At 69.1% G+C, this 26,457-nt stretch carries 24 protein-coding genes and 1 pseudogene; 14 read left to right on the forward strand and 11 right to left on the reverse strand.

What is annotated here, in order from left to right; translation table 11 throughout:
- Positions 1–11: 11 nt before the first annotated feature.
- The 7 genes from DAT35_RS46110 to DAT35_RS46140 all read right to left on the reverse strand — a co-directional run bounded on the left by DAT35_RS46110 (position 12) and on the right by DAT35_RS46140 (position 12,215).
- Positions 12–4,853, reverse strand: a complete 4,842-nt coding sequence (locus DAT35_RS46110) for a CHAT domain-containing protein (RefSeq protein WP_158502154.1) — start codon at positions 4,851–4,853, stop codon at positions 12–14.
- 121 nt (positions 4,854–4,974) lie between these two features.
- The gene (locus DAT35_RS46115) at positions 4,975–6,825 is read right to left on the reverse strand and encodes a glycoside hydrolase family 15 protein (protein ID WP_108075726.1); all 1,851 of its coding nucleotides are present in this window, start codon (positions 6,823–6,825) and stop codon (positions 4,975–4,977) included.
- Between the two features lie 106 nt (positions 6,826–6,931).
- Positions 6,932–7,576, reverse strand: coding sequence for a cyclase family protein (locus tag DAT35_RS46120; protein WP_158502155.1), 645 nt, complete (start codon positions 7,574–7,576; stop codon positions 6,932–6,934).
- A gap of 340 nt (positions 7,577–7,916) precedes the next feature.
- Positions 7,917–8,549 (reverse strand): hypothetical protein, encoded by a 633-nt coding sequence (locus DAT35_RS46125; RefSeq protein ID WP_108075855.1) that lies wholly within the window; start codon positions 8,547–8,549, stop codon positions 7,917–7,919.
- Positions 8,550–8,563: 14 nt separating this feature from the next.
- Positions 8,564–10,192: a hypothetical protein gene (locus DAT35_RS46130; protein ID WP_108075728.1), complete on the reverse strand. Its 1,629-nt coding sequence runs from the start codon at positions 10,190–10,192 to the stop codon at positions 8,564–8,566.
- Between the two features lie 154 nt (positions 10,193–10,346).
- Entirely contained in the window at positions 10,347–10,943 is a 597-nt protein-coding gene (locus tag DAT35_RS46135; protein WP_108075729.1) for a head protein, read from the reverse strand.
- Positions 10,944–11,123: 180 nt separating this feature from the next.
- Entirely contained in the window at positions 11,124–12,215 is a 1,092-nt protein-coding gene (locus DAT35_RS46140) for a glucose 1-dehydrogenase (RefSeq protein ID WP_108075730.1), read from the reverse strand.
- Positions 12,216–12,392: 177 nt separating this feature from the next.
- Here DAT35_RS46140 and DAT35_RS46145 point away from each other — a divergent pair, with 177 nt between their 5' ends.
- On the forward strand, positions 12,393–12,953 hold the full coding sequence (locus DAT35_RS46145; protein ID WP_108075731.1) for a hypothetical protein: 561 nt from the start codon (positions 12,393–12,395) through the stop codon (positions 12,951–12,953).
- A 91-nt stretch (positions 12,954–13,044) separates the two neighbouring features.
- Here the strand turns inward: DAT35_RS46145 and DAT35_RS46150 are convergent, their stop codons facing one another.
- Positions 13,045–13,395, reverse strand: a complete 351-nt coding sequence (locus tag DAT35_RS46150; protein WP_108075732.1) for a helix-turn-helix domain-containing protein — start codon at positions 13,393–13,395, stop codon at positions 13,045–13,047.
- Positions 13,396–13,585: 190 nt separating this feature from the next.
- Here DAT35_RS46150 and DAT35_RS46155 point away from each other — a divergent pair, with 190 nt between their 5' ends.
- A complete protein-coding gene (locus DAT35_RS46155) occupies positions 13,586–14,188 on the forward strand; it encodes a malonic semialdehyde reductase (protein ID WP_108075733.1) in 603 nt (200 codons plus the stop codon).
- A gap of 31 nt (positions 14,189–14,219) precedes the next feature.
- On the opposite strand, the gene DAT35_RS46160 is transcribed toward DAT35_RS46155, so the two are convergent.
- On the reverse strand, positions 14,220–14,594 hold the full coding sequence (locus DAT35_RS46160; RefSeq protein ID WP_108075734.1) for a hypothetical protein: 375 nt from the start codon (positions 14,592–14,594) through the stop codon (positions 14,220–14,222).
- Between the two features lie 216 nt (positions 14,595–14,810).
- Between DAT35_RS46160 and DAT35_RS46165 the strand changes: the two genes are divergently transcribed.
- Positions 14,811–15,368 carry a Uma2 family endonuclease gene (locus DAT35_RS46165; RefSeq protein ID WP_108075735.1) on the forward strand — a complete coding sequence of 186 codons (558 nt, stop codon included), beginning with the start codon at positions 14,811–14,813 and terminating at the stop codon, positions 15,366–15,368.
- Positions 15,369–15,377: 9 nt separating this feature from the next.
- Here DAT35_RS46165 and DAT35_RS46170 read toward each other — a convergent pair whose 3' ends face one another.
- Positions 15,378–15,800, reverse strand: a complete 423-nt coding sequence (locus tag DAT35_RS46170; protein WP_108075736.1) for a hypothetical protein — start codon at positions 15,798–15,800, stop codon at positions 15,378–15,380.
- Between the two features lie 201 nt (positions 15,801–16,001).
- Between DAT35_RS46170 and DAT35_RS46175 the strand changes: the two genes are divergently transcribed.
- Entirely contained in the window at positions 16,002–17,459 is a 1,458-nt protein-coding gene (locus DAT35_RS46175) for a hypothetical protein (RefSeq protein ID WP_108075737.1), read from the forward strand.
- Position 17,460: 1 nt separating this feature from the next.
- On the opposite strand, the gene DAT35_RS46180 is transcribed toward DAT35_RS46175, so the two are convergent.
- Positions 17,461–17,967, reverse strand: coding sequence for a YkgJ family cysteine cluster protein (locus DAT35_RS46180; RefSeq protein ID WP_108075738.1), 507 nt, complete (start codon positions 17,965–17,967; stop codon positions 17,461–17,463).
- Positions 17,968–18,128: 161 nt separating this feature from the next.
- Between DAT35_RS46180 and DAT35_RS46185 the strand changes: the two genes are divergently transcribed.
- The 10 genes and pseudogenes from DAT35_RS46185 (at position 18,129) to DAT35_RS46225 (ending at position 26,456) form a co-directional block, all read left to right on the forward strand.
- Entirely contained in the window at positions 18,129–19,598 is a 1,470-nt protein-coding gene (locus DAT35_RS46185; RefSeq protein ID WP_108075739.1) for an MDR family MFS transporter, read from the forward strand.
- 129 nt (positions 19,599–19,727) lie between these two features.
- Positions 19,728–20,558: an N-acetylmuramoyl-L-alanine amidase gene (locus tag DAT35_RS46190; RefSeq protein WP_108075740.1), complete on the forward strand. Its 831-nt coding sequence runs from the start codon at positions 19,728–19,730 to the stop codon at positions 20,556–20,558.
- 174 nt (positions 20,559–20,732) lie between these two features.
- Positions 20,733–20,969 (forward strand): annotated as a pseudogene (locus DAT35_RS62545) (DUF6484 domain-containing protein); the annotation flags it as partial.
- Between the two features lie 87 nt (positions 20,970–21,056).
- A complete protein-coding gene (locus DAT35_RS59500) occupies positions 21,057–21,227 on the forward strand; it encodes a hypothetical protein (RefSeq protein ID WP_158502156.1) in 171 nt (56 codons plus the stop codon).
- Between the two features lie 2 nt (positions 21,228–21,229).
- Positions 21,230–22,558: a TIGR02270 family protein gene (locus tag DAT35_RS46200; protein ID WP_108075742.1), complete on the forward strand. Its 1,329-nt coding sequence runs from the start codon at positions 21,230–21,232 to the stop codon at positions 22,556–22,558.
- Between the two features lie 12 nt (positions 22,559–22,570).
- On the forward strand, positions 22,571–23,038 hold the full coding sequence (locus DAT35_RS46205) for a DUF4150 domain-containing protein (RefSeq protein ID WP_108075743.1): 468 nt from the start codon (positions 22,571–22,573) through the stop codon (positions 23,036–23,038).
- 25 nt (positions 23,039–23,063) lie between these two features.
- The gene (locus DAT35_RS46210) at positions 23,064–23,948 is read left to right on the forward strand and encodes an AHH domain-containing protein (protein WP_108075744.1); all 885 of its coding nucleotides are present in this window, start codon (positions 23,064–23,066) and stop codon (positions 23,946–23,948) included.
- Between the two features lie 13 nt (positions 23,949–23,961).
- Positions 23,962–24,537 carry an imm11 family protein gene (locus DAT35_RS46215; protein WP_108075745.1) on the forward strand — a complete coding sequence of 192 codons (576 nt, stop codon included), beginning with the start codon at positions 23,962–23,964 and terminating at the stop codon, positions 24,535–24,537.
- Positions 24,538–24,543: 6 nt separating this feature from the next.
- On the forward strand, positions 24,544–25,359 hold the full coding sequence (locus DAT35_RS46220; RefSeq protein WP_108075746.1) for an Imm49 family immunity protein: 816 nt from the start codon (positions 24,544–24,546) through the stop codon (positions 25,357–25,359).
- Positions 25,356–26,456 carry a hypothetical protein gene (locus DAT35_RS46225; protein WP_146210151.1) on the forward strand — a complete coding sequence of 367 codons (1,101 nt, stop codon included), beginning with the start codon at positions 25,356–25,358 and terminating at the stop codon, positions 26,454–26,456. Before DAT35_RS46220 ends, DAT35_RS46225 begins: the two co-directional genes overlap by 4 nt.
- Position 26,457: the final 1 nt, after the last annotated feature.

Genomic DNA, 26,457 nt, shown 5'->3' on the forward strand with positions numbered 1-26,457 from the left:
GGTCCGCCCGCTCACCGGGCCGCGCCGCCGCGAAGCGCCCGCTCGTAGCCCACCCGGGCCTCCTCGGGAGTCTCCAGGAGGTAGCGCTGGCGCTGCTCCGGCGTGAGGCAGCCCGGAGCCGCCTCGCGCAGCAGGGCCTGGAGCCGCTCCGTCCCCACGCTCCAGAGGTACAGCGTCTGGTCCGTGCTCAGCAGGATGCGCGAGCCATCCGCGCTGAGCTCCGCGGCCCCCACCTCTTGCGCATGGAGCAGGCTCACCACGGGCTCCCCCGCGCTCTCCATCGTCCACACCCGCACCGTCCCGCCCTCCGACACGGAGAGCACGCGCTGGCCGTCCGCGCTGAAGGTGAAGCGCGTGCGGGCCTCGGGGCAGCGCAGCACGAGCGGCTCGCCCGTGCCATCCGCGCTCCACACCCGCGCCGTCCCGTCCTGCGCCGCGGTGAGCACCCGCTGCCCGTCCGGGCTGAACCTCGCGAGCTCCACCCGTCCCTCATGGCCCCGGAGCACCACGGGCGTGCCCGTGCCATCCGCGCTCCACACCCGCACCGTGCCGTCCTTCGAGCGCGTGAGCACCCGCTGCCCGTCCGGGCCGAACGCCGCGAGCTCCACCTCTTCCTCTGGGCCCGCGAGCTCCACCGGCTCGCCGGCGGCCTCCGCGCTCCACACCCGCACCGTCCCCTCCTCCGACACGGTGACCACCCACCGCCCGTCCTGGCTGAACTCCGCGCTCCTCAGTCCTCCCTCGTGGCCCGCGAGCACCATCGGCGCTCCGGCCCCGTCCGCCCTCCACACCCGCGCCGTCCCGTCCTGCGACTTGGAGAGCACCCGCTGCCCGTCCGGGCTGAACTCGGCGGACCACACCTCCTCCTCGTGGCCGCGCAGCAGCACGGGCTCTCCCGTCCCGTCCGCCCTCCACACCCGCACCGTCCCCTCCCTCGAGCGCACCAGCACCCGCTGCCCATCCGGACTGAGCTCCGCGGGCCACAGCACCGCCAGATAGCCCTGGAGCACCACGGGCTTCCCCGCGCCGTCCGCCCTCCACACCCGCACCGTCCCCTCCCGTGACGCGGTGACCACCCGCTGCCCGTCCGGGCTGAACGCCCCGGAGCCCACCTCGCCCTCGTGGCCCCGGAGCAGCACGGGCTCGCCCCGGCCGTCCGCCCTCCACACCCGCACCACCCCGTCCCCCGACGCGGTGAGCACCCGCTGCCCATCCGCGCTGAACTCCGCCGACCACACGCCCCCCAGGTGCCCCGCGAGCACCACCGGCGCTCCCCGGCCATCCGCCCACCACACCCGCGCCGTCCCGTCCTCCGACGCCGTGAGCACCTTCTGCCCGTCCGGGCTGAACTCGGCGAACCAGACGCCGCCCTCGTGGCCCACGAGCATGACGGGCTCCCCGGTGCCATCCGCCTTCCACACCCGCGCCGTCCCGTCTCCCGACGCGGTGAGCACCCGCTGCCCGTCCGGGCTGAAGGCCACGGACCACACACCGCCCGCATGGCCCGCGAGCATGAGGGGCGCCCCCTTGCCGTTGGCCTTCCACACCCGCGCCGTCCCATCCTCCGACGCGGTGACCACCCGCCTCCCATCCGGGCTGAACGCCGCGGCCGCCACGCCTCCCGCATGGCCCGCGAGCACCACCGGCTTGCCCGTGCCATCCGCCCGCCACACCCGCGCCGTCCCGTCCTCCGACGCCGTGAGCACCCGCTGCCCGTCCGCGCTGAACTCCGCGCTCCGCACGCCCCGCGCATGGCCCCGGAGCACCACCGGTATGCCGCCGCCCTCCGCCTTCCACACCCGCGCCGTCCCGTCCTCCGACGCCGTGAGCACCCGCTGCCCGTCCGCGCTGAACGTCGCCGTCCTCACGCCGCCTTCGTGGCCCCGGAGCATGACGGGCTCGCCGGCTCCCTCCACCCGGGCCACCCGCACCGTCCCGTCCTCGGAGACGATGAGCACCCGCTGCCCGTCCGGGCTGAACTCCGTGGGCCACACCCGCTCCTCGTGGCCCGCGAGCAGGATGGGCGCCGCCGTCCCATCCGCCCTCCACATCCGCACCCGCCCCTCCTGCGAGGTGGTGAGCACCTGCCGGCCGTCCGCGCTCAGCTCCGCGGACCACACGCCTCCCTCGTGGCCCGCGAGCACCACGGGCTTGCCGGTGCCATCCGCCCTCCACACCCGCGCCGTCCCGTCCTCCGAGCCGGTGAGCACCCACTGTCCGTCCGCGCTGAACTCCGCGAGCTCCACCTTCCCATCATGGCCCTGGAGCACCACGGGCTCCACGCCGCCACGCTGCAGCACCTCGAGCGCCGCCTGGTGCCACTCGGGCGTCCGCTCCGGCTCCGTCACCTCGCGCAGCACCCGCGCCGCCAGCGCCGGGTCCCCCTCCATCAGCCACCGGGCCCGCAGCACGCGCGACACGTCCAGCGCCACCCGCCACCGCTCCGCCTCCTCGCGCTTGTCGCGCTCGTCCATCTCCCGCGCCCGGGACTCCCGCTCCCACTCCTCCCGCGCCCACCCCACCAGCCGCTCCCACCGGCGGCTCAGCGACTCGTGGGCAATCCGCAGCCATGGCTCCGGCGCCGCGCCCCCACCGTCCCCGTCCACGCCCCTCACCACCAGCCGGCGCCTCACCAGCTTCTCCACCACCGCGTCGAACGCGGCGGCGAGCGCCTCCTGCTCCGGGCGCACCTCCTTCAGCCCCCAGCGCCGCGCGCGCGGGCCCGCCTCCTCCCGGGGCTCCACCCACCGCACCAGCAGCCGGCGCGCCTGGTGCCGCTCGGCCTCGGACAGCTCCGCGTAGAGCTGGTCTCCCGTCCGGGCCAGCGCTCCCGCCACCCCGCCGAGCTCCTCATAGGCCGCCCGCGTGAGCAGCCGGCCCGAGCGCCGCTCCCACAGCCTGTCCAACACATGTCCCAGCAGCGGGAGCGCTCCGGGCTCCTGCTCCACGTCCCGCCTCAGCTGCTCCACCAGCTCCGCCTCGAGCTCCAGCCCCACCGTCCGCGCGGGCCCTTCAATACCCTGGACGAGCGGCTCGCCCCGGAGCGGGCCGACGAAGAGCCGGTGCTCGCCCGAGTACACCACCTCGTCCAGGCGGGGGCCCCGAGGCTCCACCCGCACCTCGCCGCAGCGCCCGAGCGCCTCCACGCGCAGCGCGGACACGACGATGACCCGGGAGGCCTCGGCGTGGGCGAGCTTCCACAGCGCGCGCACGAAGGCCTCGCGCTCCCGGGCCAGGGGCACCTCGGTGAAGAGCTCCTCGAGTGGATCCACCCCCAGCAGCAGCCAGCGTCCCGGACGGGCCGCGCGCAGCAGCCTCGCCTCTTGGAGGACCTCCGCGACGGTGGCCGTGCGCGCCGGGGGAGCGCCCTCCGGACGATGGAGCCCGGCCAGCAGCGCCCGCAACCTCCCGAGCGAGCTGAACCGGCCCGGGCCCGCCGTCCCGGACGTCCACCGCGAGCCGGCCTCGCCGGGCCGCATCATCACCACATCCCAGGCGTCGCGCGTGTCCGCACGCAGCCGGGGCACGAGTCCCGCCCGAACCAGCGAGGACTTGCCGCTGCCCGAGGCACCCGCCACCACCTGGAAGCGCGAGCCCCACCCGCCCATGGCCGCGCGCACGCGCAGCACCAGCTCGGCCTCCAGCTCGCCGCGGCCGAAGAAGAAGCGGCGGTGCTCCGGCTCGAAGGGCAGCAGGCCCCGGTAGGGTCGGAGGGCCAGGGGACGCAGGCCGGGGCTCGGCCTGGCCCGGGCGTAGAGCTGCAGCGAGGCCCACTCCATGAGCCCCGACTCGCGCAGGCGTCCGCGCGCCGCCGCCAGCGCGGCCTCGACGGAGCCGGGAGCTTCCAGCGGCGCCTCCGGCGAGACGGGCACGCCCAGCAGCGAGCCGAAGAGGGACTCGGTGAGCAGGAGGGAGCCCTCGGTGGACAGCCGCAGCCGCGAGGCCACCACGGCGGGAATCCCCGCGCGGTGGAGCGCCTGGGCCACACCGCCCAGGGGGCTGCCCAGCCGCTCATGGCCGCCCTGACAGGCGCACAGCACCACCATCCGCACGGTGCCAGCATGGGGCCCGAGCACCTCGCCCAGCCGGTGGGCGTCGACGAAGCTCTTGGAGGGCCCCGGGCTGTCACCCTCGAGCATGAGCCCGTCGGTGCCGCCCTTCTGCCCGCCGTGGCAGAGCAGGTGCAGCACGCTCACCGGCTCGCGAGCACTCCGGGAACGGTCCAGCTCCCGGGACAGCGCCTCGAGCGACACCTGCGCGAGCACATCCCGCGCCTCGTCGAAGGGAAGGCCGCTCCTGCGGCAGGCGTCGCGCAGCACCCGCAGGTGGGCCGAGGCGGGCACATCTCCTCCGGCGCCGGACCAGGCGAAGAGGATGCGGCCCTCGGAGGGGGAGGTGACCTCCGTCCGAGGCGGCTCGCTGGCGCCGGTCCATTCGTAGTGAAGGGAGCAGCCCTTGTGCTGGCCGAAGTGCTGCCCCGAGTCGCGCAGCATGAGCAGCTCCCAGGGGAGCGCATGCATCTCGGCGGCGGCGGAGCGCACGGTGAGGTGGACCTCGCGCTGCTGGCTGAGCGCCTCGTGCAGCTCCGCCTCGTCCCGGCCCCAGTCGAGCCCCTCGAGGAAGCGGCGCAGCTCATGGCCCAGGCGCTGGATGAGGCCGAGGTCCAGGTCCCTGCGCTCCAGACGGGAGAGGTCATCGAGGAGGCCCTGGCTCCAGGGGAAGGACGCACTGCGCAAAGAACCATCCGCCCGCCGCCGCAGGTACTCCTGCTTCTGGAAGTGGAAGGCGAAGGGCTCGGCCGAGCTGTCCTTGCGAGACAGCTCCAGCGTCAGCACCAGGGGCTCGTTCTGCACGGGGCGGCAGCTTATCAGCCGGAGGCCGGAGACAGGGGTCAGGCGAGCGAGGCCGAGCCGGGAGCGGCCACGGCGGCCGAAGCTCCATGGGCCGTTGGGGAGCCGAGGAGGCATCCTCCCCTCAGTCCCGGTGGCCGAGCGCCTTGTCCAGGTTGTATGCCGCGCTGATGAGCGACAGGTGCGTGAGCGCCTGCGGGAAGTTGCCCAGCGCCTCGCCCGAGGGCCCCGTCTGCTCGGCGAACAGTCCCACGTGGTTCGCATAGCCCAGCATGCGCTCGAAGGTGAGCCGTGCCTCCTCCAGCAGATCCGGCCGCGTCACGCTCGCGCGCGTCATCGCCTCCACCAGCCAGAAGGTGCACAGGTTGAACGTGCCCTCCCGCCCCGACAGCCCGTCCCTCGCCACATCCAAGTCGTAGCGGAACACCAGCCCATCCGAGGTCAGCCCGCCCTGCGCCGGCGGCTTGCGCAGGAGGTCGAGCGTCGACAGCATCCTCGGGTCCACCGGCGACAGGAAGAACACCAGCGGCATCAGCAGGTTCGCCGCGTCGAGCGCCATCGACTCATACGACTGGATGAACGCGCCCCGCTTCGCGCACCAGCCCTTCTGCATGATTTCCTCGAACATGGCGTCGCGCGTCTCCAGCCACCGCGCGCGATTCGCCGGGAAGCTGCGCTTGTCCGCCAACCGGATGGCCCGGTCCACCGCCACCCAGCACATCATCTTCGAGTACACGAAATTCTGCTTCCCCGCCCGCACCTCCCAGATGCTCTCATCCCGCTCCTGCCAGTGCTCGCACAGCCAGTCCACCAGCCGCCGCAGGTGCCTCCAGAAGTCATACGAGATGGGCGCCCCGTATTTGTTATACAAATACACCGAGTCCATCAGCTCGCCGTAGATGTCGAGCTGCAACTGGTGGGCCGCCCCGTTGCCCACGCGCACGGGCCTGGAATCCAGAGACCCCGCCAGGTGCCACAACTCCTCCTCGCCCGGAACCTCGCCCCCATCCAGCGCATACATGAGAGGCAGGGGCATACCCGGTGGCAGGTCCGCGATGCGCTTCTCCAACCAGCGCATGAAGGCACCCGCCTCCTGGCGGAAACCAATGCGCAGCAGCGCGTACACGGTGAAGGCCGCGTCGCGAATCCAGACATAGCGGTAGTCCCAGTTGCGTGCGCCACCGGGTGACTCGGGCAGGCTGCACGTGGGCGACGCCACGATGGCCCCCGAGGGCTCGAACGTCATCAGCTTCAGCACCAGCGCCGAGCGATGCACCGTCTCGCGCCACCGCCCGGTGTAGCTGCACCCCGCGAGCCAGTGCCGCCAATACTCCACCGTGGAGCGGAACAGCACCTCCGAGGCCTCGTGCCCCAACACCCGGTCATGACACGACTCGGGAGCGCCCTCGCGCAGCGAGAACACCGCCGACTGGCCCTCACGCAGCGAGAAGCGAGAGGAGACCCGCCGCCCATCCGTCTCCAGCTCCGCCGACGTGGCGAGCGTCAGCTTCAGCCCGTCCGACAGGAAGCTCGCCCCGCCGCGGATGAGCCGCACCGCATGCGAGTCCCGTCCGAAGTTGAAGGCGGGCAAGCACTCCATGTGGAAGGACATCTCCCCGCGCACCACGCGGATGCGCCGCACCACCTCGCGGACGCGGTCCCCCCTGCCCAGGGGCATGAAGTCCACGAGCTCGCCCACGCCGTCCGGCGAGTAGAAGCGCGTCACCAGCACGTTGGTGTCCGGCCAGTAGAACTGCTTGCGCACCACCCGCCCGCCGTCCAGCTCGGGCCAGATGCGGAAGTGGCCGCCCTTCTCCCGGTCCAGCAGCGCTCCGAAGACACTCGGGCTGTCGAAATACGGGAAGCACAGCCAGTCGAGCGTGCCATCCGTCGCCACCAGGGCCACCGTACGCAAGTCGCCGATGACCCCATGGTCCTCGATGGCTGGAGGCCGCGACGTCTTGTCCCCGTCCATGACACTCCTCCCCGCGCTGGAGAGCCCTGGAGATTTCCTACTCGGGAGCCCCGGCGCGTTCAGGAGATGTATGAATCCAGTGGGCGAGCGGCTTTCGCCCGCCTGGCTACCCCGCGGCCGGGGAGCGGATCGCCCGTACCAACGCTCGGGCGGGCGAGCCCCACTCCGCCTTCACCTTCAAGGGCAGACACACGAGCTCGTGCACGCCCACCTTCACCTCGCTCAAGTCCAACCCCTCGATGAGCCACACGCCGGCCTCGCGCAGTTGCTGGTGCACCGCCAGCGCCTCCGCGTGGAAGCCCACTCGAGACACGTAGTCCACGCCCACACAGGCCACCTGGCGCTCCACCAGCAGACGCGCCGCCGCCTCGGACAGCATCACGAAGTTGTCCGCGTGCGGGCGCTTCCACCACTCGCTCGGCGAGTTGCGTGTACGCAGCAACAAGCGCTCTCCCGGCCTCGGCTCGTAGTCCGCGAGCGAGTCCGCGCGGATGCAGTCCACATCATCCAAGTGCAGCACGCGCGCCCGGCCCACCGTGGCGCTCAGGGGCAAGCGCTCCGTGTCCTCCAGGTCCAGCTCGAGACTTGGCGGCGCCGTCACGTACGTGCCCATCCACGCGGCCTTCTTGAGCCACTCGGCCTGCTCGGCGGCGGACTCCGGGAGCCCCACCCTCGGTTGAGTCTGGGCCTCCGCGGTTGGCTCCTCGCCGAACGGCACCGAGATGTCCAGCCAGGCTCCCTCCATGTCCATGTGCTGCCTCCTCTTCGGGGACGCGGATCGTCCGTGGGGGTCGAGAAACGCCCACCCTAGCCTGCTCCCGGGGGGCATGGGGAGGGAAGGGACACAGTGTCTCCCGGTTGTCCCCCGCGCGTGAAGACGCTGACCTGCGCACAGGCGGGGCGCACTTCGAGCCCTGTCAGCGTGGATGGGTTGATTGGGGGGCCGCCTCTGTCGGCGCGTTTCGTACGCGAGGTCACGGCGTTGCAGATCGCAGGAGGCCAGCCCCCTCCCCTCGGCAGTTGTCGCTACTTCGTGCTGCTGCGGCGGGGTGGCTCTTCGCGAGGGCCCCGCGCGCCTTCAGCACGGCCCGTCAGTAGAGAATGCAGTCGAACTTCTCGATGACGGCGCTGATCTCTTCGGGCGTAGTCTCAAGCCGCTCAGCCAGGATGGGTGCGTAGTAGGTCAGGGCCTTGGTACGAGGCGGATGGGTGTGGAGATCATCCACGATGACGTCGCCGACGAGGCCCGGCCACTTGATGCTGCGCAGCTCGGGGGCTCGCCCGATGGGGTCCAGGATGGTGAAGCAGGGCCATTTGGGAAAGCGAATGGTGGCAGGGTCACAGCCCATGATGCGGCAACCATCTAGACGGGCCTCGGTGAAGTCGCAGTCCTCGATGGAGCCGTGCTGAAACCCCGGCAGGCTCATGTATTCGGGCCAGTACCCGAAATCGCACCCCGTCAGCCGCCCCTTGAACCGGCAGCCTTTCAGGGACGCGGCCGCCCATTGCTGGTGGTTCTTCAGCTCCTGCCTCACCTCGAAGGTGCAGTTGACGAAGCGCGCTCCATCGAAGAACAGACGCCGGGCGGACACCTTCAGCACGAGGGTGCAGTCCTTCATCGTCAGGTTGGGGCCCAGGAAGTAGTGCGCCTCCTTATCCATCAACTCCAGCCGCTCGTTTTCAATCTCCTTGTTCTCGAAGAGAACGTTACCGAACCGGTCCATGGCCACCGCCCCTTTCAGAAGGTGAGCATCCGGAAGAACTCGCCCGCCATACGCCTGCCGTGCCGTGCCAGGTTCGACTCCGTTCCGGAGAGAATCTCGTACTTGCGGTTGGTCGTCAGATCAACCACGTCGACGCCCTGGTGGTTGAACCGGAGGCTGCCTTTGAATTGTGCCTCCACCTTGGCGTGCACGAAACGCCCCCGGGCCTCTCGCTCCAGCAGTCGCGACAGCCAGTATTCACCCTTCCTCTGGGCCTCATTAATGGCCCGCTTCTCGGCGCCAGAAAGCCTGTGGGGCCCCCACTCGTTCGCGGCCTTGGTGACGGCCTCCTGGAGCATGTCACCCACCATGTCCTCGGCGGGAATGTCCGCAGCCGACTTTCCGCGTGGCAGGTGCCAGCGCTGGCCATCGCTGAGCTCCACTTGTCGGTTGCCGCCCCGGTGACGGATGACGGTTTCGGCGGAGCGGCCCCCAGGGGCCGTTTCCCCACCACCCACCCGCCCCTTCTTGAGCATCACCACGGCCATGGGGCCCTGCGGTGAGGTGGCCACCGTCTCCGCCGCCGCCACCGCTTTGGCCAGGGCCCCCTCCGTCGCGAGCGCCGCCTCCGTGGCCTCCAGGCGCGCCATGACAGCGGCACCGCCCTGCGCTTCGAACTGTGCTCCCGCGAGATTGAATCGCGGAAGTGACTTCACTCGCGCCACCACCTGCCCCAGCGTGTGCCCGGCGAGTGTGGACACCGCCAGAATCATGGCCCTCGCCGCGTCCTCGCCCAGCACCTTGCTGAACTCCTCGCCTGCCGCGCGCAGTTCCTCGAAGGTGGTGGCGTGGTACGCCGTGTCGGCCATGCGGGCCCAGCCGTCCATCAGCTCGTACACCGTCTTGAGGCCCAGGTAACCCATCAGGATGAGGGTCATGCCGGCGGCCAGGGCCTTGGTCGTCGGCTCGGGCACCACCCACATCATGCAGTAGAGAGCGACCGTCCAGACGACCATGGAGACGAGCGCCTGCGCATTCAGCAGCTCTCGCCCCAGCGCTGCACGCGTCTCGTCGAGCACGTTGCCGAAAGCGAGGGCCAGGGCCAGTGTGCGCCGGTCGTCCGTGCGCAGGTACGGGTCATCGTCCAGCAGGCCCAGACAGTCGCCACCGCCCCGGGGCTCACACCACTTGAGGTACTTCTCCTTGAGGGCTTGTTCGGCCTGGGGGGTGAGAACAACGAGTCCCTCCTGGCGCTCGAGTATCCAGGTGACGCCCTCGCCGCGGTGCTGCTCCAGCTTCCAGTAGCCCGTCGCGGCCACCTTGGAGTCGTCGGGTGGTGTCCCCAAGAGACTCAGCAACTCATGGGCGGCCTGCCGTGGCGTCTTCGCCCCCAGCCGCACGTCACGGGAGAGGCGCAGGACGGCCTGCTGGAACTCGGCCCTGGGAATGGGCACCGGCCGGGTGGCGACGGCACCGGGCTCCATGAAGTCCACGACGTACACCGTGGCGGATTCGAGGCCGGGCTCCGAGCGGTAACCCCCGAAGCTGCTCCGTGGGGTGCTCGTGGCACACGCGAACTGAAAGAGGACGATGAGAGCCCAGGCGCCAACGCAGGAGCCTGGCCGCACGCCCATAGGGCGAGCGCCGGGGAAACGGGTGGACACGGCGCACCTCCGGAGGTGACGCGAAATGCCGTCGCTCCGGAATTACATGAAAATGAGGGTGTGTCCGTCAAGCCGCCAAGTTGGTCAAGGGTAGGAGCAGTATGGCGCTGGCACCACCTACGAAAGGCCATCAGCAGGTGTGCTCAAGGTGTGCTCACAGCTCCATCTTCTTTCTCTTGTTTCGCCTTTCGTGGAGTCGCTCGACCATCGAGAAGGGGAAGAGGACACGGTGATGGATGTCTTGGTAATACACCGCGAGGTAGTGCTCACCGCCAATCCGTATGACGGACTGAGCTGGGGGCTCGGCCTGGCTATTGAACCAGACGTTCGCCTCGTCACGAGTGTCGAACGTGGCCACTGCCGGGGGAAGACCGTTTCGCGTCATCTCCTCGATATGGAGTTCAATTTCGGGATCTGGGACGAGCGAGCGGCGGCTACGGTCACGAGAAGACAGGACGATATGGTATTTGTCAGCGATCAGCACACAGGCCAGATCAGGTGGCTCAGGCTGTGCATTGAGCCAGGATTCCGCCTCGCCCCGCGTGTTGAAGGAGGCGATTACTCCGCGAGGAGCATTGGATTCGACCTCCTTACGGTAATTCTCGAGTTCATACGATTGACCATTCCTCCAGATGAACCAGAGCGCGTCGATGGCGAGGAGAAACAACTCCTTCTCCTCTGGTGACTGAGCGTTCTCGCGGTTCTTGCCGAGGAGTTCCTGCGCTTCAATGATCTGGTCGAAAATCGTCACAGTGCCACCGCTGCGATATGGGGCTTGTAATCAAGGCAATGCAAGTGACGTATATACGCTATCGCGCCGCAGTCATCTTCCATTCTCTACTTCCTGACCTACGTCGCGCCCCCTGCGCCTTCAGGGCGACAGCGCAACTGCTGCGCACCTATAAGCCGTAGTACCAGGCCCCCCCGCTCCTCACCCCCGCGTGAAGACGATGATGTCTTTGATATCGGTACCCTTCTCGCCTCGCACCACTTCGGCGTAGTCCTCGGGCTGGTGTCTCGCGGAGATGAGCCGCTCCACCCTTCCAGGCCACTTCGACCGGAAGTGTCCGAGGTCCTCCAACGCTATCTCAAAATCCGCCGCCGCCGCGTTCACCGTGCCGAGCAGCACCTGGTTCTCGAGCACCATCTGCTTCATCAGCAGGCCCTCATCCAACTGCGCCTTCTCGCTCTCGGTCACGCCTGTAAAGACAAACACCCCGTTGGGTGCCAAAGCCTTCACCACCTCGAAGGCCGCGCTCGCCACGCCCGCCGCCTCGTACACCACGTCCGCCCTCCCCCGCTCCTCCACCAGCTTCTCCACCGGGTGCTGCTTCGCGGAGATGTACGGAGCTCCCAGTGACTCGGCCATCTCCGCCTTCGGGTTCGGCTTGGGCGAGCGCGAGTACACCGTCGTCTGGTAACCCGCCCGCATCAGCACCATCGCCCCCAGCAGGCCCACCGGCCCCGCTCCCAGCACCACCGCCCTGCCCGGCTGCCTCCGCCAGGGCATCCGCGCCTGCACCCGCTCCACCTCCCGCAGCGCCTTCTCCGCGATGGTGAGCGGCTCCGTCAGCACCGCCACCTCGCGCAGCTCGCGCGGCACCGGGTGCAGGTAGCTCGCGTCCTCCACGAAGAGCTCCGCCGCGAAGCCGTGCGCCCCTTGTATCCCCCGCTCCGTGTACTCGCCCGTCACGCAGAAGTCCGGGGCCCCCGCACGGCACGCCCGGCACTCCCGACTCGGGCACGGCCGGCGCACCCGCGGCACCACCAGGTCCCCCGGCTCCAGCCCCTTCACCTGCTCGCCCACCTCCACCACCTCGCCCAGGCACTCGTGCCCGAGGATGAGGTGCTCCTCTCCCTCCGGCGGCTTGCCATGTCGGCCCTCCACCACCTCCTTGTCCGTGCCGCACACCCCCACCTCGAGCGTGCGCACCCGCACCTGCGTGGGCGAGCGCAGCCGGGGCTCCGGCACGTCGATGACCTTCACCTCGCGGCCCTTCGGGAACACCGCCACCGCCTTCATGCAGCCACCTCCTGTGCGTCCCCTGTCGATGCCCTGGATTCACCGCGCGTGCACCCTCCCGGGTGGCCGGAGCCCGGGCGGTGGACACTCGCGCCCGCCCGGATGCGCACCGGTCAACGGAGCCATTCCCGCGAGTTCCCGCGTGCCCCCTTGTCCCGTCCGGGCTATGAGGGGCCCGTGAGCGACTCCGCGCCCCCCGTCACCCCCTCACGCTCGCTGTTCATCGGCGCCATCGGCGTCCTGGTCCTCTCCATCCCCTTCTTCATCTTCGGGCTGGCCTTCCTCGACACGAAGGCCCGCATCGAGCTCCAGTGTCAGCGGGGGGGGCCCTGCACCCTCACCCGCATCGGCTGGCTCACCCGGGAAGCGCCGGAGACCTTCACGTTGGCGGAAATCCAGGGAGCCCGTGTCGAGCGCGACCGCAGCCCCCGGGGTGAGCAGCAGAACATCTACCGTCCGGTGCTCGTCACCACGCGCGGCGAGTTCCCCATCGCCTACCACTGGGTGGCGGAGGAGCGGGAGGCCAACCGCGCCGTCATCTCCGTCAACCACTTCCGGCGGAACCCCGAGTCGCCCGGCTTCACCATGTGGCACGACGACCGGCTGCGCGCCAGCCGGCTGGGCATGCTGTTCACCGGGGCCGCGGTGCTGGTACTGCTCTTCGGGCTGTGGCTCACCTTCCGAGCCGTGCGCCGCCGCCGCGAGGAGCGCACGCAAGCCGCATCTCCCGTGGCGTAGCAGCCGCCTCGCACCGGGCCCCGGCCGCGCCCTCCTGCAGTCTCACGTCTGTGGGATGGGACTGCATGCGGCTCCCCCACGCGGGTGGAGCTCAAGCCGAGTTGCGCTTGCGTGTGGCGGGCTTCACATCCACCCAACGCCTGGCCCACCTTCGAATCTCGTCGACGACCTTCCAGAGTGCCTGACCCTTGTCGGTCAGCCGGTACTCGACCCGGACGGGCGGCCCCGAGTCGACATGCCGCTCGACGATGCCCTCGCTCTCCAGCTCCTTGAGCCGCTCCGACAGGATGCGCTCGCTGATGGCGCCCAGCTGCACGCTGAGCTCGGAGAAGCGGCGGGGCCCCTCCAGCAGGATGTGCAGGATGAGGCCCGTCCAGCGCTTGCCCAGCAGGCCGATGGCCTTCTCGTAGTGCCCACAGTAGCTCGGCGGGTCGTTCTCCATCACGCCTCCCCCAGCAAATATAGCGCTGCCCCTCGCCATGGCCACCGCGCGCGGCGGAGGCACTTACTTTTCTAAAGTAACTTGCGAAGGGGAAGCCGCCTCGCTACCAAAGGGGCGCGTGGCCACCCCAGTGACCGCGCCGGCGGCCGAGGCCGGCCCGACTGAGACTCCTTCACGCAGGAACACTCCCATGGCAGTGCAGAGACCTGTTCTCGACCCGGCGGCGCTGGATTTGCTCTTCCACGAGGCGCGTACCCACTTCGCATGGCTCGACAGGCCGGTGGAGGACTCCGTCCTGCGCGAACTCTATGCGCTCGTGCGGATGCCGCCCACGGGAGCCAACGCGCAGCCCCTGCGGCTCGTCTTCGTGAAGAGCCGCGAGGCCAAGGAGCGGCTCAAACCCGCCCTGTTCCCCGCCAACGTGGACAAGACGTTGGGCGCGCCCGTGACGGCCATCGTGGCCTACGACACCGAGTACTATGAGAAGATGCCCAAGCTCTTCCCGGCCCGGGACTGGAAGACGCAGATGTTGGCGCTGCCCGCGGAGGTCCGGCAGAAGCAGGCCTTGCAGAACAGCACGCTGCAGGCGGGCTACCTCATCCTCGCGGCGAGGGCTCTGGGGCTCGACTGCGGACCGATGGGTGGCTTCGACGCCGCCAAGGTGGACGCGGCCTTCTTCCCGGATGGGAAGTGGAAGTCGACCCTGCTCATCAACCTGGGCTATGGGGATCCGCAGAAGCTGTTCCCGCGTAATCCGCGCCTGGACTTCGACGAGGCGTGCCGGATCGACTGAGCGGTCCGGACGCGCGGGGCCCGACCCGGAGCTAGTAGCAGGCGAGACTGAACGGCTCGGGTTCCGGCCCTCCCGTCAGGGCCCTGCGCAGTCCGGACACGAGCGAGTTGGAGGGCTCGCAAAAACAGTCGCGGCCCATCCCGAACGCCAGCATCCCCGTCCCCGTCAGCAGCGCACCGACGAGCGCGATGCGGAACATCCAGCGGTTCGGGAACAGGTACCCGCCCACCATGGAGAGTCCCCAGACGACGAGTCCTCCCATGACCACGAAGGGAGCATCGGCGGAGGTGATGTCGCTCAGCAGGAACAGGCACACGAGCCACGCCAGGAACACCAGCCCGGCGCGCTTCAGGACTCGGCTCACATTCCACTGCGGTCGAGCATACGCGCTGAAGATGTCGGCCATGGGGCGATCTCCTGGCGGGTGTAGCCATCAGGATAGCACCAGGCGGCGGGCACGGGCCCTCCCGGCATGAGCCATCACCTCCAGGATGACGTGTCTGGAAGGTGGGGGCTACCTTACGTCAGAGGTAGGGTCTAGATTGCTCGCATGGACAGCCTATCGAGCAGTGCACCCTGGATACCCCTTGAAGAGACCCGCTCGGCTACCCATGCTCCGGGCATGGGCGGCCAGAAACGCAAGGCGACCTACGAAGATCTGGAGGCGGTGCCCCCGCATCGGGTGGCGGAGCTGATCGCGGGCGAACTGTACGTGAGCCCCCGGCCGGCTGCTCCGCATGCGGTGGCGGCCTCAGAGCTCTTCATCACACTCGGCGGGCCTTTTGGCAGGGGGCAGGGCGGGCCCGGAGGCTGGCGCCTGCTGTTCGAGCCCGAGCTGCACTTCGGAGAGGATGTGCTGGTACCAGACGTGGCGGGCTGGCGGCGAGAGAGGATGCCCCGGACTCCGCGCACGGCAGCATTCACGCTCGCTCCCGATTGGGTGTGCGAGGTGCTCTCTGCCTCCACGCGGACGGTCGACAGGACAGCGAAGCTGCCAGTGTACGCGCGCGAAGGTGTGCGGCACGTATGGCTGGTGGATCCAGTCGCGCGGATGCTGGAGGTGTTCCGCCTGGAGGGCTCCCACTACCTGCTGCTGGCCACCCATGCCGACCAGGCCCGGCCACGCGCCGAGCCCTTCGAAGCACTTGAGCTGGAGCTGGCCCTCCTCTGGGAGGAGTGAGCCGGAGCGTCACTTCGTGGGTGGAGGGGAAGGCTCGGAGCCGCCAGTGCCCTGCTGCCGCTCCTGCTCTTGCAGCACCTCCGCCCACTTCGCGCGGAGCGCGGCCTTCTGGAGATCATTGAGCGACCGCCACTCCTCGAGGAAACCCGGCCAGGACGCTTGAACCTCCACGAGTTGCTGGCGCTGCTCCTGCGGGAGCGAGGGATAGGCCTGGGTGAGCTCCCGCGCGGCGTCCTCCTCGCAGTTCTTCGGCTTGGGCCGTCCCGCGAGCTCACTCATGAAGAAGCAGATGAACTCGGCATTGGCCTGGATGAGCCCCTCGGGAGGCTTGTCGCCCGAGGCCGGAGCTTTCTCCTCACCCGCCATCACCGTCAGCGCCGGGAGCAACAGCAACGCGCCGAGCAGCCTGCCGGACCTGAACGAGGATTTCATCGCGCTTTCCTCCCGACACGGCGCGGAGTGCTCCGTGAGACACATGCATCGGCACGAAGGGAGGAGGGTGCGAGGGGTGGGGAGCACCCGTCCCTTCAGGCGCTCCGCCCTGCCGCCCGGAATGACGACATGCATCCGGGTGATTGAAGGCGCCAGGGGCGCTGCTCCTTGGGCTACGCTGCGCGCCGCCGGGAGGAAGCCATGAAGCACGAGGAGCGCATCCGGGAGCAGGCACGTATCGCACGGGGACTGGCCGCCGAGCGGAAGTCCCTCTTCGAGCAGGTGCCCTTCGCCAAGGAGTTGGAGCGGGACTCGCAGGACCTGGAGCGCATGGCCCGGCCGGTGGTGGCCGTGGCCGGCACCGCCGCGGTGGGCAAGAGCGCGCTCATCCAGGCCCTGGGCTCGGACCTGCCGTGGAAGTGGCTCGAGGTCGAAGTGCCCGCCATCCAGGACTCTTCCGAGGAGCCCGGTGACGCGGAAGCGGGAGGCTTCGGCGTGGGTGAGCTGGCCGAGCACTGTCTGCTGGTGCTCCCGGTGGACGAGCCCCCTTCCCCCGAGGTGCTGGGGTGGCTCCAGCAGCTCGCCGAGGTGTTCCCCGAGGGCTCGCTCCAGGTCGTCCTCACGCGCCTCGACGAGCTCCCCGAGGACCTGCCCCTGGACGCCGTGCTCGAGCAACTCCGCGAGATGCTGCAGGAGGCGGTGCCCCACCGGACGCTCCCGGTCTTCGCCGTCTCCAACGCTGGGAGTGAAAGCCTCGAGGATCTCCTCCTGGCGCTGGCCGAGCAACTGGCCCTGCGGCAGAAGGCGCTGCTCGAGGAGGCGCTGAAGGACTGGAGCACCCTGCTGGAGGACCTGCACGCGCTGCTCGGCCTGCGCGACCTGGCGAAGCTCCGGCCCGAGACGCTCTCGCGCCTGCACCTGTGCCTGGACGAGCTGCTCGCGGAGGAGATCCGGCGGCTGGGGGAGGAGCTGCCCCGGCTCGTGGAGGAGAGCCTGCGCGAGCTGGAGCCCCGGCTGCCCGAGGCCCAGCGTCCGCTGACCCAGGCCTTCCGCGAGAAGATGAGCACTCGCATCGAGCCCCGGTTGAAGGAGCTGCGCCAGCGGCTCGACCAGGTGCTGGCGCGCGAGCTGGCGCGAGACGTGGACGGCCCGGTAACGCTGACGCTGGCGGACCGCTTCGGCCGCCTCATCGAGCCGAGCGCGCTCTTCTTCGACTGGAGCTTCGCTCGCAAGGGCGGGCTGCTGGGCGTGGGGGCCGCGCTGCTGATGGGCGTGGCGCGCAAGCATCGAGGCTGGGCGATGCTGGGCGCGGCCCTGGTGGGAGGCATGCTGGCGGGCCTGTTCGGCAAGGGCACCCGGGTGCGCACCGCCGAGGAGCTGAAGCAGTTGGTGGCCGAGCCGCTGCTCGAGGACTCCCGGCAGCGGCTGGAGCAGGCCACGCAAACCTCCCGGGCGGATGTCGAGCGCGTGTGCAACCTGCTGCGGAAGGTGGCCGACATCTTCTCCCCCTCCCAGGCGGCCACCTGGGACACCGAGCGTCTGGGACAGGCCGTCACCCGGGCCGAGAGTCAGCAGCGGAAGCTCGGCCGCGAGCTCACGGAGCTCCACTGGAAGCACACGCTGGAGGAGCTCCAGTCCGCGGCCAAGGCCTCCGCGTGACTCAGGGCTCTCCGGAGCCCTCGCCGAAGTGCCTCGGGCCCCCGTGGAAGTGCGCGTCCAGGAGAGCCTCGGTGCGCTCCCTCAGCGCGCGGGTCTCCGGGGAGAGCCCGTGCTCGGACAGGTCCGCGAAGCGGGCGCGCTCCATCACCGGTGACGGGCGCACGTCCGTATCGGGCGGGAGGCTCTCATCCAACGCCGCGAGCAGGGCATGGGCCTGGTCCACCACCGAGAATGCCTCGTCGACGGACACCTGGCCCGAGGCCAGCGCGTGGTACAGGCGGCAACCGTAGGCACGGCACCGCTCGGGGCGCTGCGCGTAGAGCGTGCACTGGCGGTTCTTCAGGGCCGTGCAGCACTGCCGGAGCGCGGGCGCGCCCCCCACGAGCTCCTCCACGTCGAGCCCGTGACGCCGGGCGGGCCCCGCCTCCTCGGGCTGGAGCGGGACGTGAGAGAAGAGACTGCCATCGCAGCACAGGCCGCAGCGCTGGCAGAGGCGGGAGAGGGACACGGCCCGCGAGGTTACTCCAGGTGAGTCCCACTCGGAGTCCGTGGGACACCGGCACCGGGCGAGCGGGCGCTCGGACAGGTAGGCGGCCGCTCTACTTGCTCCTGGCGACCGTGGATCCTCCTCGTTAAGCAGGGGGGCACTTTCAGCGCCGATCCGACAGCATGAGAACCACCCACCGCCCCCTGACCACCTCCGCCCTGGCCTTGAGTCTCTTCATGGCGGCGCTGGAGATGACCGTCGTCTCCACCGCCATGCCCACGGTGGTGGGCGAGCTGGGAGGGCTGCAGAGCTACGCCTGGGTCTTCACCGCGTACATGCTGTCCTCCACCATCACCGTGCCCATCTACGGGAAGCTGGCGGACCTCTACGGGCGCAAGCCCGTGCTGCTGTTCGGCATCGGGCTGTTCCTCCTCGGCTCCATCCTCAGTGGCCTGTCCACGTCGATGGGCATGCTGATCGCCTTCCGCACGCTGCAGGGGCTGGGCGCCGGAGCGATGCAGCCCATCGCGCTCACCATCGTGGGAGACCTCTACACCCTGGAGCAGCGCGCGAAGGTGCAGGGCGTCTTCAGCGCGGTGTGGGGCATCGCGGGGCTGGTGGGCCCGCTCACCGGTGGCCTCATCGTGAAGTACCTCACCTGGCACTGGGTCTTCTTCATCAACGTCCCGGTGGGGCTGGGTGCCCTGGGCCTTCTGATTGTCTTCTACCACGAGCAGGTGCAGCGCAAGCCGCAGAAGCTGGACTACGCCGGAGCGCTGCTGCTCTCCGCCGGAGTGGTGGCGTTGCTCATCGGCGTGCAGGGCACCGGCCGCAACCTGCTCGCGCTCCCGGTGGGCGCCGTGCTGCTCGTCGCCTTCGTGCTCGTGGAGCGCAAGGTGGCCGACCCCGTCATCCCCATGTCCATCTTCAAGATTCCCGCCATCGCCATCTCCTCGGCGGCGGGCGCGCTCTTCTCCGCGGCCATGTTCGGGGCCACCACCTACGTGCCGCTGTACGTGCAGGGGGTGCTGGGCGGCTCGCCCACGCTGGCCGGAGGGATGATCACCCCGATGATCGTCGGCTGGCCGCTGGCGAGCCTCGTGGCGGGCCGGCTGCTGCTCAGGACGGGCTTCCGGCCGCTCATCGTCGGAGGGCTCGGACTGACGGTGCTCGGCACGGGGCTGATGGCGCTGCTGCTCAAGCCGCACACCTCCCTGCTGATTCCGGAGCTGGCCATGGCGCTGTTCGGCATCGGCCTGGGCTTCACCGCCACCTCGCTGCTCATCGCGGTGCAGACGAGCGTGGGCTGGGAGCTGCGCGGCGTGGCCACCGCGAGCAACATGTTCTTCCGCACCATCGGCGGGGCGCTCGGGGTGGGGTTGATGGGCGGCGTGCTGGTGTCCCAGCTCGTGAAGGATCCGCGCGTGCCCATCTCCGCCGCCAACGAGCTGATCGGCCCCGAGCATGGCCGCGGCCTGCCTCCGGACGTGCTCCAGTCGCTGAGCGGAGCGCTCGGCTCGGGCCTGACGATCAACTTCTGGCTCATCTGCGCCTTCGCCGCCGCCGCCTTCACCGCCGGGCTGTTCTTCCCCCGCGTCAAGCGCGGCGAGGACATGTCCCTCTCCGTCTCCGACGCGGCCGCGCCTCACTGAGGCGTGACGGGGGCAGAGGGGTGTAACGAAAAAGTGAAGGGGGGGCGCAACTTCCGGCGCCTCCCTCCGATAACATGAGAGTCCAGCAGTACGGACCCATCCTTCGACCCGTTACTCCGGAAGGCCCTCATGCAAGTCCGCGGATCCTCTTCACCTGTCGCTGCCCGTCTCACCACCACCGCTGCCAGTGCGACCCAGGTGTCCGCGCCCCCGGCCGGCCTGAAGAAGGGGGACCAGGGCGCGAACGTGAAGCAGCTCCAGGACGCGCTGGTGAAGCTGGGCTACATGACGAAGGAGCAGGCCGCCACCGGCCCCGGCATCTTCGGCAACCTGACGGAAGCGGCGCTCAAGAAGTTCCAGACGGCCAAGAAGCTGACCGCCGACGGCGTCTACGGCCCCAAGACCCAGGCGGCGCTCAAGAGCGCCCTCGGCTCGGTCTCGGGCCCGACCAAGCCGGACCCGAAGCCGGGCGTGTTCACCAAGCCTCCCGTCATCAGCGCTCCCTCGCCCAACTCCAACGAGCGCGGCGGCACGGACATCGACACCATCGTCCTGCACCACACCGGCTCCAACGACGGCAAGGGCGACCTGGCCTGGATGCGCAACCCCCAGAGCCAGGTGTCCGCGCACTACATGCTCGACCGGGACGGGAAGATCTACCAGCTCGTCGGCGACGAGAAGCGCGCCTGGCACGCGGGCAAGGGCGAGCTGCACGGCGTGCCCACCGACGTGAACGGCCGCTCCATCGGCATCGAGATCGTCAACGACGGCAGCGGCAAGACGGCCTTCACGGACGCCCAGTACAAGGCGCTCACCCAGCTCGTGGGCTACCTCAAGCAGGAGTACAAGGTGCCGGCGAACAACATCGTCGGGCACAAGGACGTGGCCGTGCCCAAGGGCCGCAAGAGCGACCCGGCCGCGAACTTCGACTGGAACCGGCTGCGCAAGGGCATCTCCTGAGCCATTGGCTCACGGGTCTCCGCGAGGCGTCGTCGCCTCGTGGAGATGCTCGATGAAGTCCGGAAGCTGACAGGCTCGTGGGAGCCGGACGGCGTGTGAGCAAAGGCCACGCTAGAATCCTTTCATCTCGAAAGGATTCAGGACATGGCCGCTCCTGGTTCGCTCCCCGCTGATATGTCAAACCTGTCAGCGGACGCTTGTGGCCGCATCCACGGTTCGCGGGTGGGCTGGGTCGCAGCCGTGGACGCAGACGGTGGGCCCCTGGTCGATTTCGAGGGAAACCCCTTCGATCGCCCCATACCCGCCCAGTGCGGCACGCTCGTGGACGGCACCGCACTCGAGGACGCGGTGCAAGGCCGCCAGGGCGCGCTGCTCCTGTTCGAGGAAGGCAACCCATCGCGGCCAGTGCTCGTCACGCTGCTGCGCCCCCGCGTATCTACGGGCCGGGGAGGCACACGGAAAGAGCCGCTCGCGGGAACTACTCCTCGGGAAGCACGCGTGGACGGCCGGCACGTGGTCATCGAGGCCCGGGACGAGCTGGAGCTGCGCTGCGGTGACGCGAGCATCCTCCTGCGCCGCAACGGGCGCATCGTCCTGGAAGGGTTCCAGGTGGACTCCCGCTCGCGTGGATTGCAGCGCATCAAGGGCGGCAAGGTGGAAATCAACTAACCATGCGGGCCCGGCGCCCCGACCGTACTCCGCGCTGGGACGTGCTGGAGGACTGCTTCGACGAGGCACGCTTCCAGTGGATGCAGCGCGAGTCCTACCTGCACTCGCCGGAGCTCACCCTCGCGCGGGTGGCCGATGTCCATGAGGAGCGCCTGCGGGCGTACGTGGACGTGCTGGCCCATACCCTCCCGGCCGTGGCCGAGCGGCTCCTGCACCGCAACCTCCGGGAGGATGACCGCGAACGGGTGGCGGTAGCGGCGCTGGCGCTGCTCGCGCGAGGTGAGGGGGCCGACATCGACGCGGTCCTGGAGCAACTGCGTGGGGAAGGAGCAGAGCGGCGGGAATGGGTGGGAGAGGTGCTGGCCGTCTGCGATTGCCCCCGGCTCTCCGCGCACCTGCTGCCCCTGCTGGAGGCCGAGGAGGAACCCGAGGTGCGGGGGGCGGTGTTGGAAGCACTGACAGTGCGCCAGGAGGCTCCCGGAGCGGCGGTATTGACCCGAGCCCTGGGGCACCCCACGCCCGAGGTGAGGCTGGCGGCGCTGCGCGCGGCGAGGCGCTGGCCGTGGGATGCGGACGGAGCACGGGTCCGGAGGGGACTGGATTCCGCGGCCCCCGTGGTGCGAGCGGCGGCACTGGAAGCGGGGCTGGTTCAGGGCCAGCGCTCCATGTGGCGGGCCTGCCAGGACTCCGCCGAGGCACCGGACGCCCTGGGACGCACAGCACGATTGCTGTTGGCCCTGGGCGGCGAGGAGGAGGACGTGGCGCGGCTGGTGAAACTGCTGGAAGTGCCACTCTTGCGGCGCGACACGCTCTGGGCGCTGGGCTTCTCCGGCCGGCTCATCGCCGCCGAGGCGTGCAGGGCCTGGTTGGGCGACTCCCTGCTGGGTGGACTCGCCGGCGAGGCCTTCTGCGCCATCACCGGGCTGAAGCTGCGAGGCCGCTACGTCCTGCCGCGCACGGAGGAGGAAGCCATCCCTCCGCTGGAGGAGGACCTGCGGACGCCGCTCCTCCCCGGGCCGGACGACGAGTTACCGATGCCCGAGACCTCCGAGGTGGAGCGGTGGTGGATGCAAGCGCGCAAGGCATTCGAGGCGGGCACGCGCTACCTCGACGGTAGACCCTTCACGGCCGCGCGGCTGCTCGAGGTGTTGGAGGAGGCGCCCATGCGCAGGAGGCCCACCCTGGCCCTGGAGCTGAGCATTCGTAGCGCGGGGGAGCATGGGGTGGAGACGCGAACCTGGGCGCGCGTGCAGCACCGACAGATGGCCAGCGCGCGCGAGTGGCGGGGCGGACCGGCCTTGCGCCCCTTCGTCCATTGGATGAGCCGTTGAAGGAGGGCCCCCATGAGCAATTCGGTGGGTGTGAACACGATGTCCGTGGTGACGAAGGACAGCAACGGTACCACGGTGGCATTCCCGGACGTGTGCAAGACGCCCGGCCCGGGTGGCCCCGTGCCCATTCCCTATTCGAACGTGGCCCGCTCGGCGGACACGGCCCAGGGAAGCAGTACGGTGAAGGTCGAGGGCAATCCGGTGTGTTTGAAGGACTCGAGCTTCAGCACCAGCACGGGAGACGAGGCGGGGACGGCCGGCGGCGGAGTGGCTTCGAGCAAGACGAAGGGCAAGGCCGAGTTCGTCAACTACTCCTTCGACGTGAAGATCGAAGGCAAGAACGTGGCACGTGCGTTGGATTTGATGCTGCACAACGACAAGAACACGCCTCCCTTTCCGCTGATGCAGCCGCCCGTGGTGACGGTGGGCAAGGCCCCCGAGGACCCGTGCTGCCTGATGTGCAAGGAAGAGGTGGAATAGGCAGCTCGCGAACCGGAGGAGTGCCATGGGTCGATCGACAGATGAGCACGTCACCAACCCGGACGGGACGACTCCCCACGTGGAGGTGGAGAAGGGGACGGAGAATGGGGCATGCCTGACGGGGCACGAGTCCCGCTACAGGCCGAGTTCCTGCTCCTACCGGTGGCAGGCGCTGACGGAGTCGAAGGAGAACCGGAAGCGCCTCTATGACAAGACACCCACGGCGGGCGTGCGCACGAAGAGCGCCCCCCAGGGATTCCTGGCGACGTCCGCCTACCTGAGCGAAAAGAAGAACCTGGTGCCTTCCCAGTACAGCACGCTCGTCGCGCTGCCACAGGAGGGGGACTGGCACCTGGATGGCCCCCACCGCGACACCATGAAGAATCCGGGGGGCCAGCACATCCGGCGCGGGAAGAACTTCACCAAGGATACGTGGCCCTACTGGCACAACTCGCACCACCTCATTCCCAAGGGCGTCCTCAACGAGACGATCGCGAAGATCCCGGACGCGGATTGCCAGATGCTGGTGAGGCTGGCGTTGCTGAGGGCCCAATACAACATCAACCACCATGTCAACGTCATCATCCTACCACAGGACATGGAGGTGGCACGCGTGCTGGGGCTGCCCCGCCACCTCATCCTGGAGGACGGCTCCTGGGTCATCGAGGATTGTCCCAAGTTCAACCACGCGGCGTACAACATGAATGTGCTTGGCCGCCTCAAACCCATCATCAATCGATACAAGACGGCATGTGACAACGAGCTGCGCAAGAATTGCGATACCTCACAATTCAAGCTCTCGAAGGAAGAACTCGAGGAACTCTCAAGGGACTGTTACAAGAGTGTGACTGAATTCGGGACCGCACATCCCGGCTCACCCATCTCGGACATGCCTCCGATGAGAGGCTGACATAAGGACCATCATGGACTACTTCCGCATCAATACGAGCCCCACCGTGGATATGAGCTACTGCATCCTCGATGATGAACCCGAGGGGACCAACATGTATTCGCATCGTATGGGCGAGGGATATGCCATGGGCGACAAGTATCCGCAGGATGCGACATGGTACATGAGTGACCAGTTCCCCGGCATCAAGCTTCCCTCGCTCATCGCGAACACGGGAACCTATATCGTGGTGGAGCGCAGGTTGATGGAGGTGTTCGAGCGCACCGGGGTGCCCATGGAGTGCCTCAACTTCACCCTTTATGACCACAAGAAACGGGAAGCCAGCCGTGACTACTTCCTCATCAACCCCCTGGGCACCTTTGATTGCTTGAATCTGGAGAAGAGTGAAATCAGATACTCAAAGGAGCTCCCAGGAGCAATCGTCCGTGTCAGGAAGCCGGTTCTCGACTCCCAGAAGCTGCGCTCCGCGCCGGACTTCTTCCGCATCAAGGAAGACCCATACGTCAAAGTGCTCAGTCACAAGCTGGTGGACGAGCTGCGCCAGCTCAACCCCACCAATGTCTATCTCACGCAGATGGAGCAGTCTTGATTCCCCATGGTCCAGACGCCGCTGCCGCTCGTCGAGAAATCCTGCCTCCTCCAGCTCCAGGACGTGCTGCCCCGCGTCCTCTCTGGCCGGGTGACCCATTCCCAGATGGTCGCCGTCTGCACCCTCTACCGGCGCCTGGGCATTGGCAAGCTGTTCCTCACCGGCCTGCCCGAGGCGCTCTTCGAACATCTCTCCTGCTCGGCCCGGGCCTTCCTCTTCTTCCTCCAGGCGAATGACGACACCGTCAAGGTGACGAGCCAGTCCGAGCCCTTCTTCGATGCCGTTGCCTGTGGTGACCACGAGGCAGAGCTGGGCATCGCCCGCCACTCCCGTCCCCATTGGCACCAGGGCCAGGAATACGAGGATGACTTTCTCTACGTCCGCTTCCTCATGGACTGCTTCTCCCTGGAGGCCCCCACCGCCCACCTCGAGGCCCTGCTGGCGCGCTACGCCGCCGTGCTCGGCGACGGTGAGGACCCTCGGCTCGACGTGTGCCGGGCCCTCCTCACGCGCGATGCCTCCCTCTTCGAGGAGGGCCTCGGCCACTTCCTCGACCTACGCACCCGGGAGCTGAGGAAGAAGGTGCTCGCCGAGCGGATGCACCCGGATGACGTGCCCACCACCGCGCACCTGTCCGTCGAGGTGCTCGCGCTGTTGCGCTTCGCCGAGCGCGCCGGCTTCACTCCTGACGAGCACTACCCGCTGGCGCCTTCCGTGGCCCGCCGCCTCCACCGCGCGCGTCTGCCCTCCGCGGACGCCTGGCGCCACCTGCTTCCCGCGGGACCCCCGGGCGCAACGAGCTCCACGCGGTGGACGCCATGAAGCTCGCGGTGACCGGGCTCGGGCTGGTGACCTCCATCGGCCATGGTGTCGTGGGCTCCTGTGCCGCGCTGCATGCTGGACTCTCGCGCCCTGGTCCCCTCGGTGGTTTCGTCGTGGACGACGGGTCCGGGGAAGCCGTGCCCATCACCGGTTACCCCGTTGCCTCATTCGCGGAGGGGTTCTTCCAGACAGGAGCGTGGGTACGGCTCGCCTCTGGAGCCTTCGAGGATCTCCTCCACGCCGCGCAACCGCCCACCCGCCCGGACTTCTGGCACCGCACGGGTCTGCTTGCCCTGACCCCCCTCGTGGACCCGGACCGCTTCGGCTGGTCTCTCGAGGACCTACCGGATGCGCTGGAGACATCCTATGTCCAACCCCTCCTCTCCCTGCTGGAGGTCCCCATCCGGAAGGAGAATGCCAGGGCACTGGCTCTGGGCCACTGCGCCCTGGCCGGGGCGCTCCTCCAGGCGAGAGAGATGCTCGAGAGCCGGCGTGTGGATCGAGTCCTCGTGCTCGCGGCGGACTCGTATGTGGACCCCATGAGCCTCACATGGCTCGCCCATCACCGACGCCTCAAATCCCCTCGGTGGCCCGTGGGCCTCATGCCGGGCGAAGCCGGAGGCGCCCTCCTGGTGGAGGCTCCCGCGGCAGCCCGCACCCGCGAGGCCTCCGCCATCGTGCACGTCGAGTCAGCCGTGGTGGATGGACCCGCGGAACCCGGCTCCATTCCTGCTCGACTCGGACGGGTGCTGGCGGATGCGGTGAAGCGAGTGCTGCCCGCTCACACCCCCCACCCCTTTCGAGGCGACCTGTTCCTCGATCTCAATGGCGAGGAGTGGAAGGCCCAGGTGTGGGGCCACGCCCAGGTGTTGCTCGCCGGCCAGCTGGACCTTCTCCGATGCCGCACCGTCCTCCCCGCCGACTCCCTGGGAGAAACCGGAGCGGCGGGCGCTCCGGTCGCCCTGGCGGCCTCGGCGTGGGCCTTCCTCCGGGAGCATGCGTCCGGTGAGCACGCACTGGTGTGCGCCCTCTCGGACAACGGTCAGGTGTCCGCCGTCCTCCTCGGCCATGCCAAGGCATCCACGGCGGTCTCGTGAA

The organism is Vitiosangium sp. GDMCC 1.1324 (genome assembly GCF_003044305.1).
Lineage (GTDB): Bacteria > Myxococcota > Myxococcia > Myxococcales > Myxococcaceae > Archangium.

Coding starts and splice junctions, on each gene's coding strand:
- DAT35_RS46175 (WP_108075737.1), top strand. CDS start 16,002: ATGAAGCACGAGGAGCGCATCCGGGAGCAGGCACGTATCGCACGGGGA.
- DAT35_RS46125 (WP_108075855.1), bottom strand. CDS start 8,549: ATGGACCGGTTCGGTAACGTTCTCTTCGAGAACAAGGAGATTGAAAAC.
- DAT35_RS46155 (WP_108075733.1), top strand. CDS start 13,586: ATGGCAGTGCAGAGACCTGTTCTCGACCCGGCGGCGCTGGATTTGCTC.
- DAT35_RS46200 (WP_108075742.1), top strand. CDS start 21,230: ATGCGGGCCCGGCGCCCCGACCGTACTCCGCGCTGGGACGTGCTGGAG.
- DAT35_RS46150 (WP_108075732.1), bottom strand. CDS start 13,395: ATGGAGAACGACCCGCCGAGCTACTGTGGGCACTACGAGAAGGCCATC.
- DAT35_RS46205 (WP_108075743.1), top strand. CDS start 22,571: ATGAGCAATTCGGTGGGTGTGAACACGATGTCCGTGGTGACGAAGGAC.
- DAT35_RS46140 (WP_108075730.1), bottom strand. CDS start 12,215: ATGAAGGCGGTGGCGGTGTTCCCGAAGGGCCGCGAGGTGAAGGTCATC.
- DAT35_RS46225 (WP_146210151.1), top strand. CDS start 25,356: ATGAAGCTCGCGGTGACCGGGCTCGGGCTGGTGACCTCCATCGGCCAT.
- DAT35_RS46170 (WP_108075736.1), bottom strand. CDS start 15,800: ATGAAATCCTCGTTCAGGTCCGGCAGGCTGCTCGGCGCGTTGCTGTTG.
- DAT35_RS46165 (WP_108075735.1), top strand. CDS start 14,811: ATGGGCGGCCAGAAACGCAAGGCGACCTACGAAGATCTGGAGGCGGTG.
- DAT35_RS46185 (WP_108075739.1), top strand. CDS start 18,129: ATGAGAACCACCCACCGCCCCCTGACCACCTCCGCCCTGGCCTTGAGT.
- DAT35_RS46115 (WP_108075726.1), bottom strand. CDS start 6,825: ATGGACGGGGACAAGACGTCGCGGCCTCCAGCCATCGAGGACCATGGG.
- DAT35_RS46215 (WP_108075745.1), top strand. CDS start 23,962: ATGGACTACTTCCGCATCAATACGAGCCCCACCGTGGATATGAGCTAC.
- DAT35_RS46220 (WP_108075746.1), top strand. CDS start 24,544: ATGGTCCAGACGCCGCTGCCGCTCGTCGAGAAATCCTGCCTCCTCCAG.
- DAT35_RS46120 (WP_158502155.1), bottom strand. CDS start 7,576: ATGGACATGGAGGGAGCCTGGCTGGACATCTCGGTGCCGTTCGGCGAG.
- DAT35_RS46160 (WP_108075734.1), bottom strand. CDS start 14,594: ATGGCCGACATCTTCAGCGCGTATGCTCGACCGCAGTGGAATGTGAGC.
- DAT35_RS46210 (WP_108075744.1), top strand. CDS start 23,064: ATGGGTCGATCGACAGATGAGCACGTCACCAACCCGGACGGGACGACT.
- DAT35_RS46190 (WP_108075740.1), top strand. CDS start 19,728: ATGCAAGTCCGCGGATCCTCTTCACCTGTCGCTGCCCGTCTCACCACC.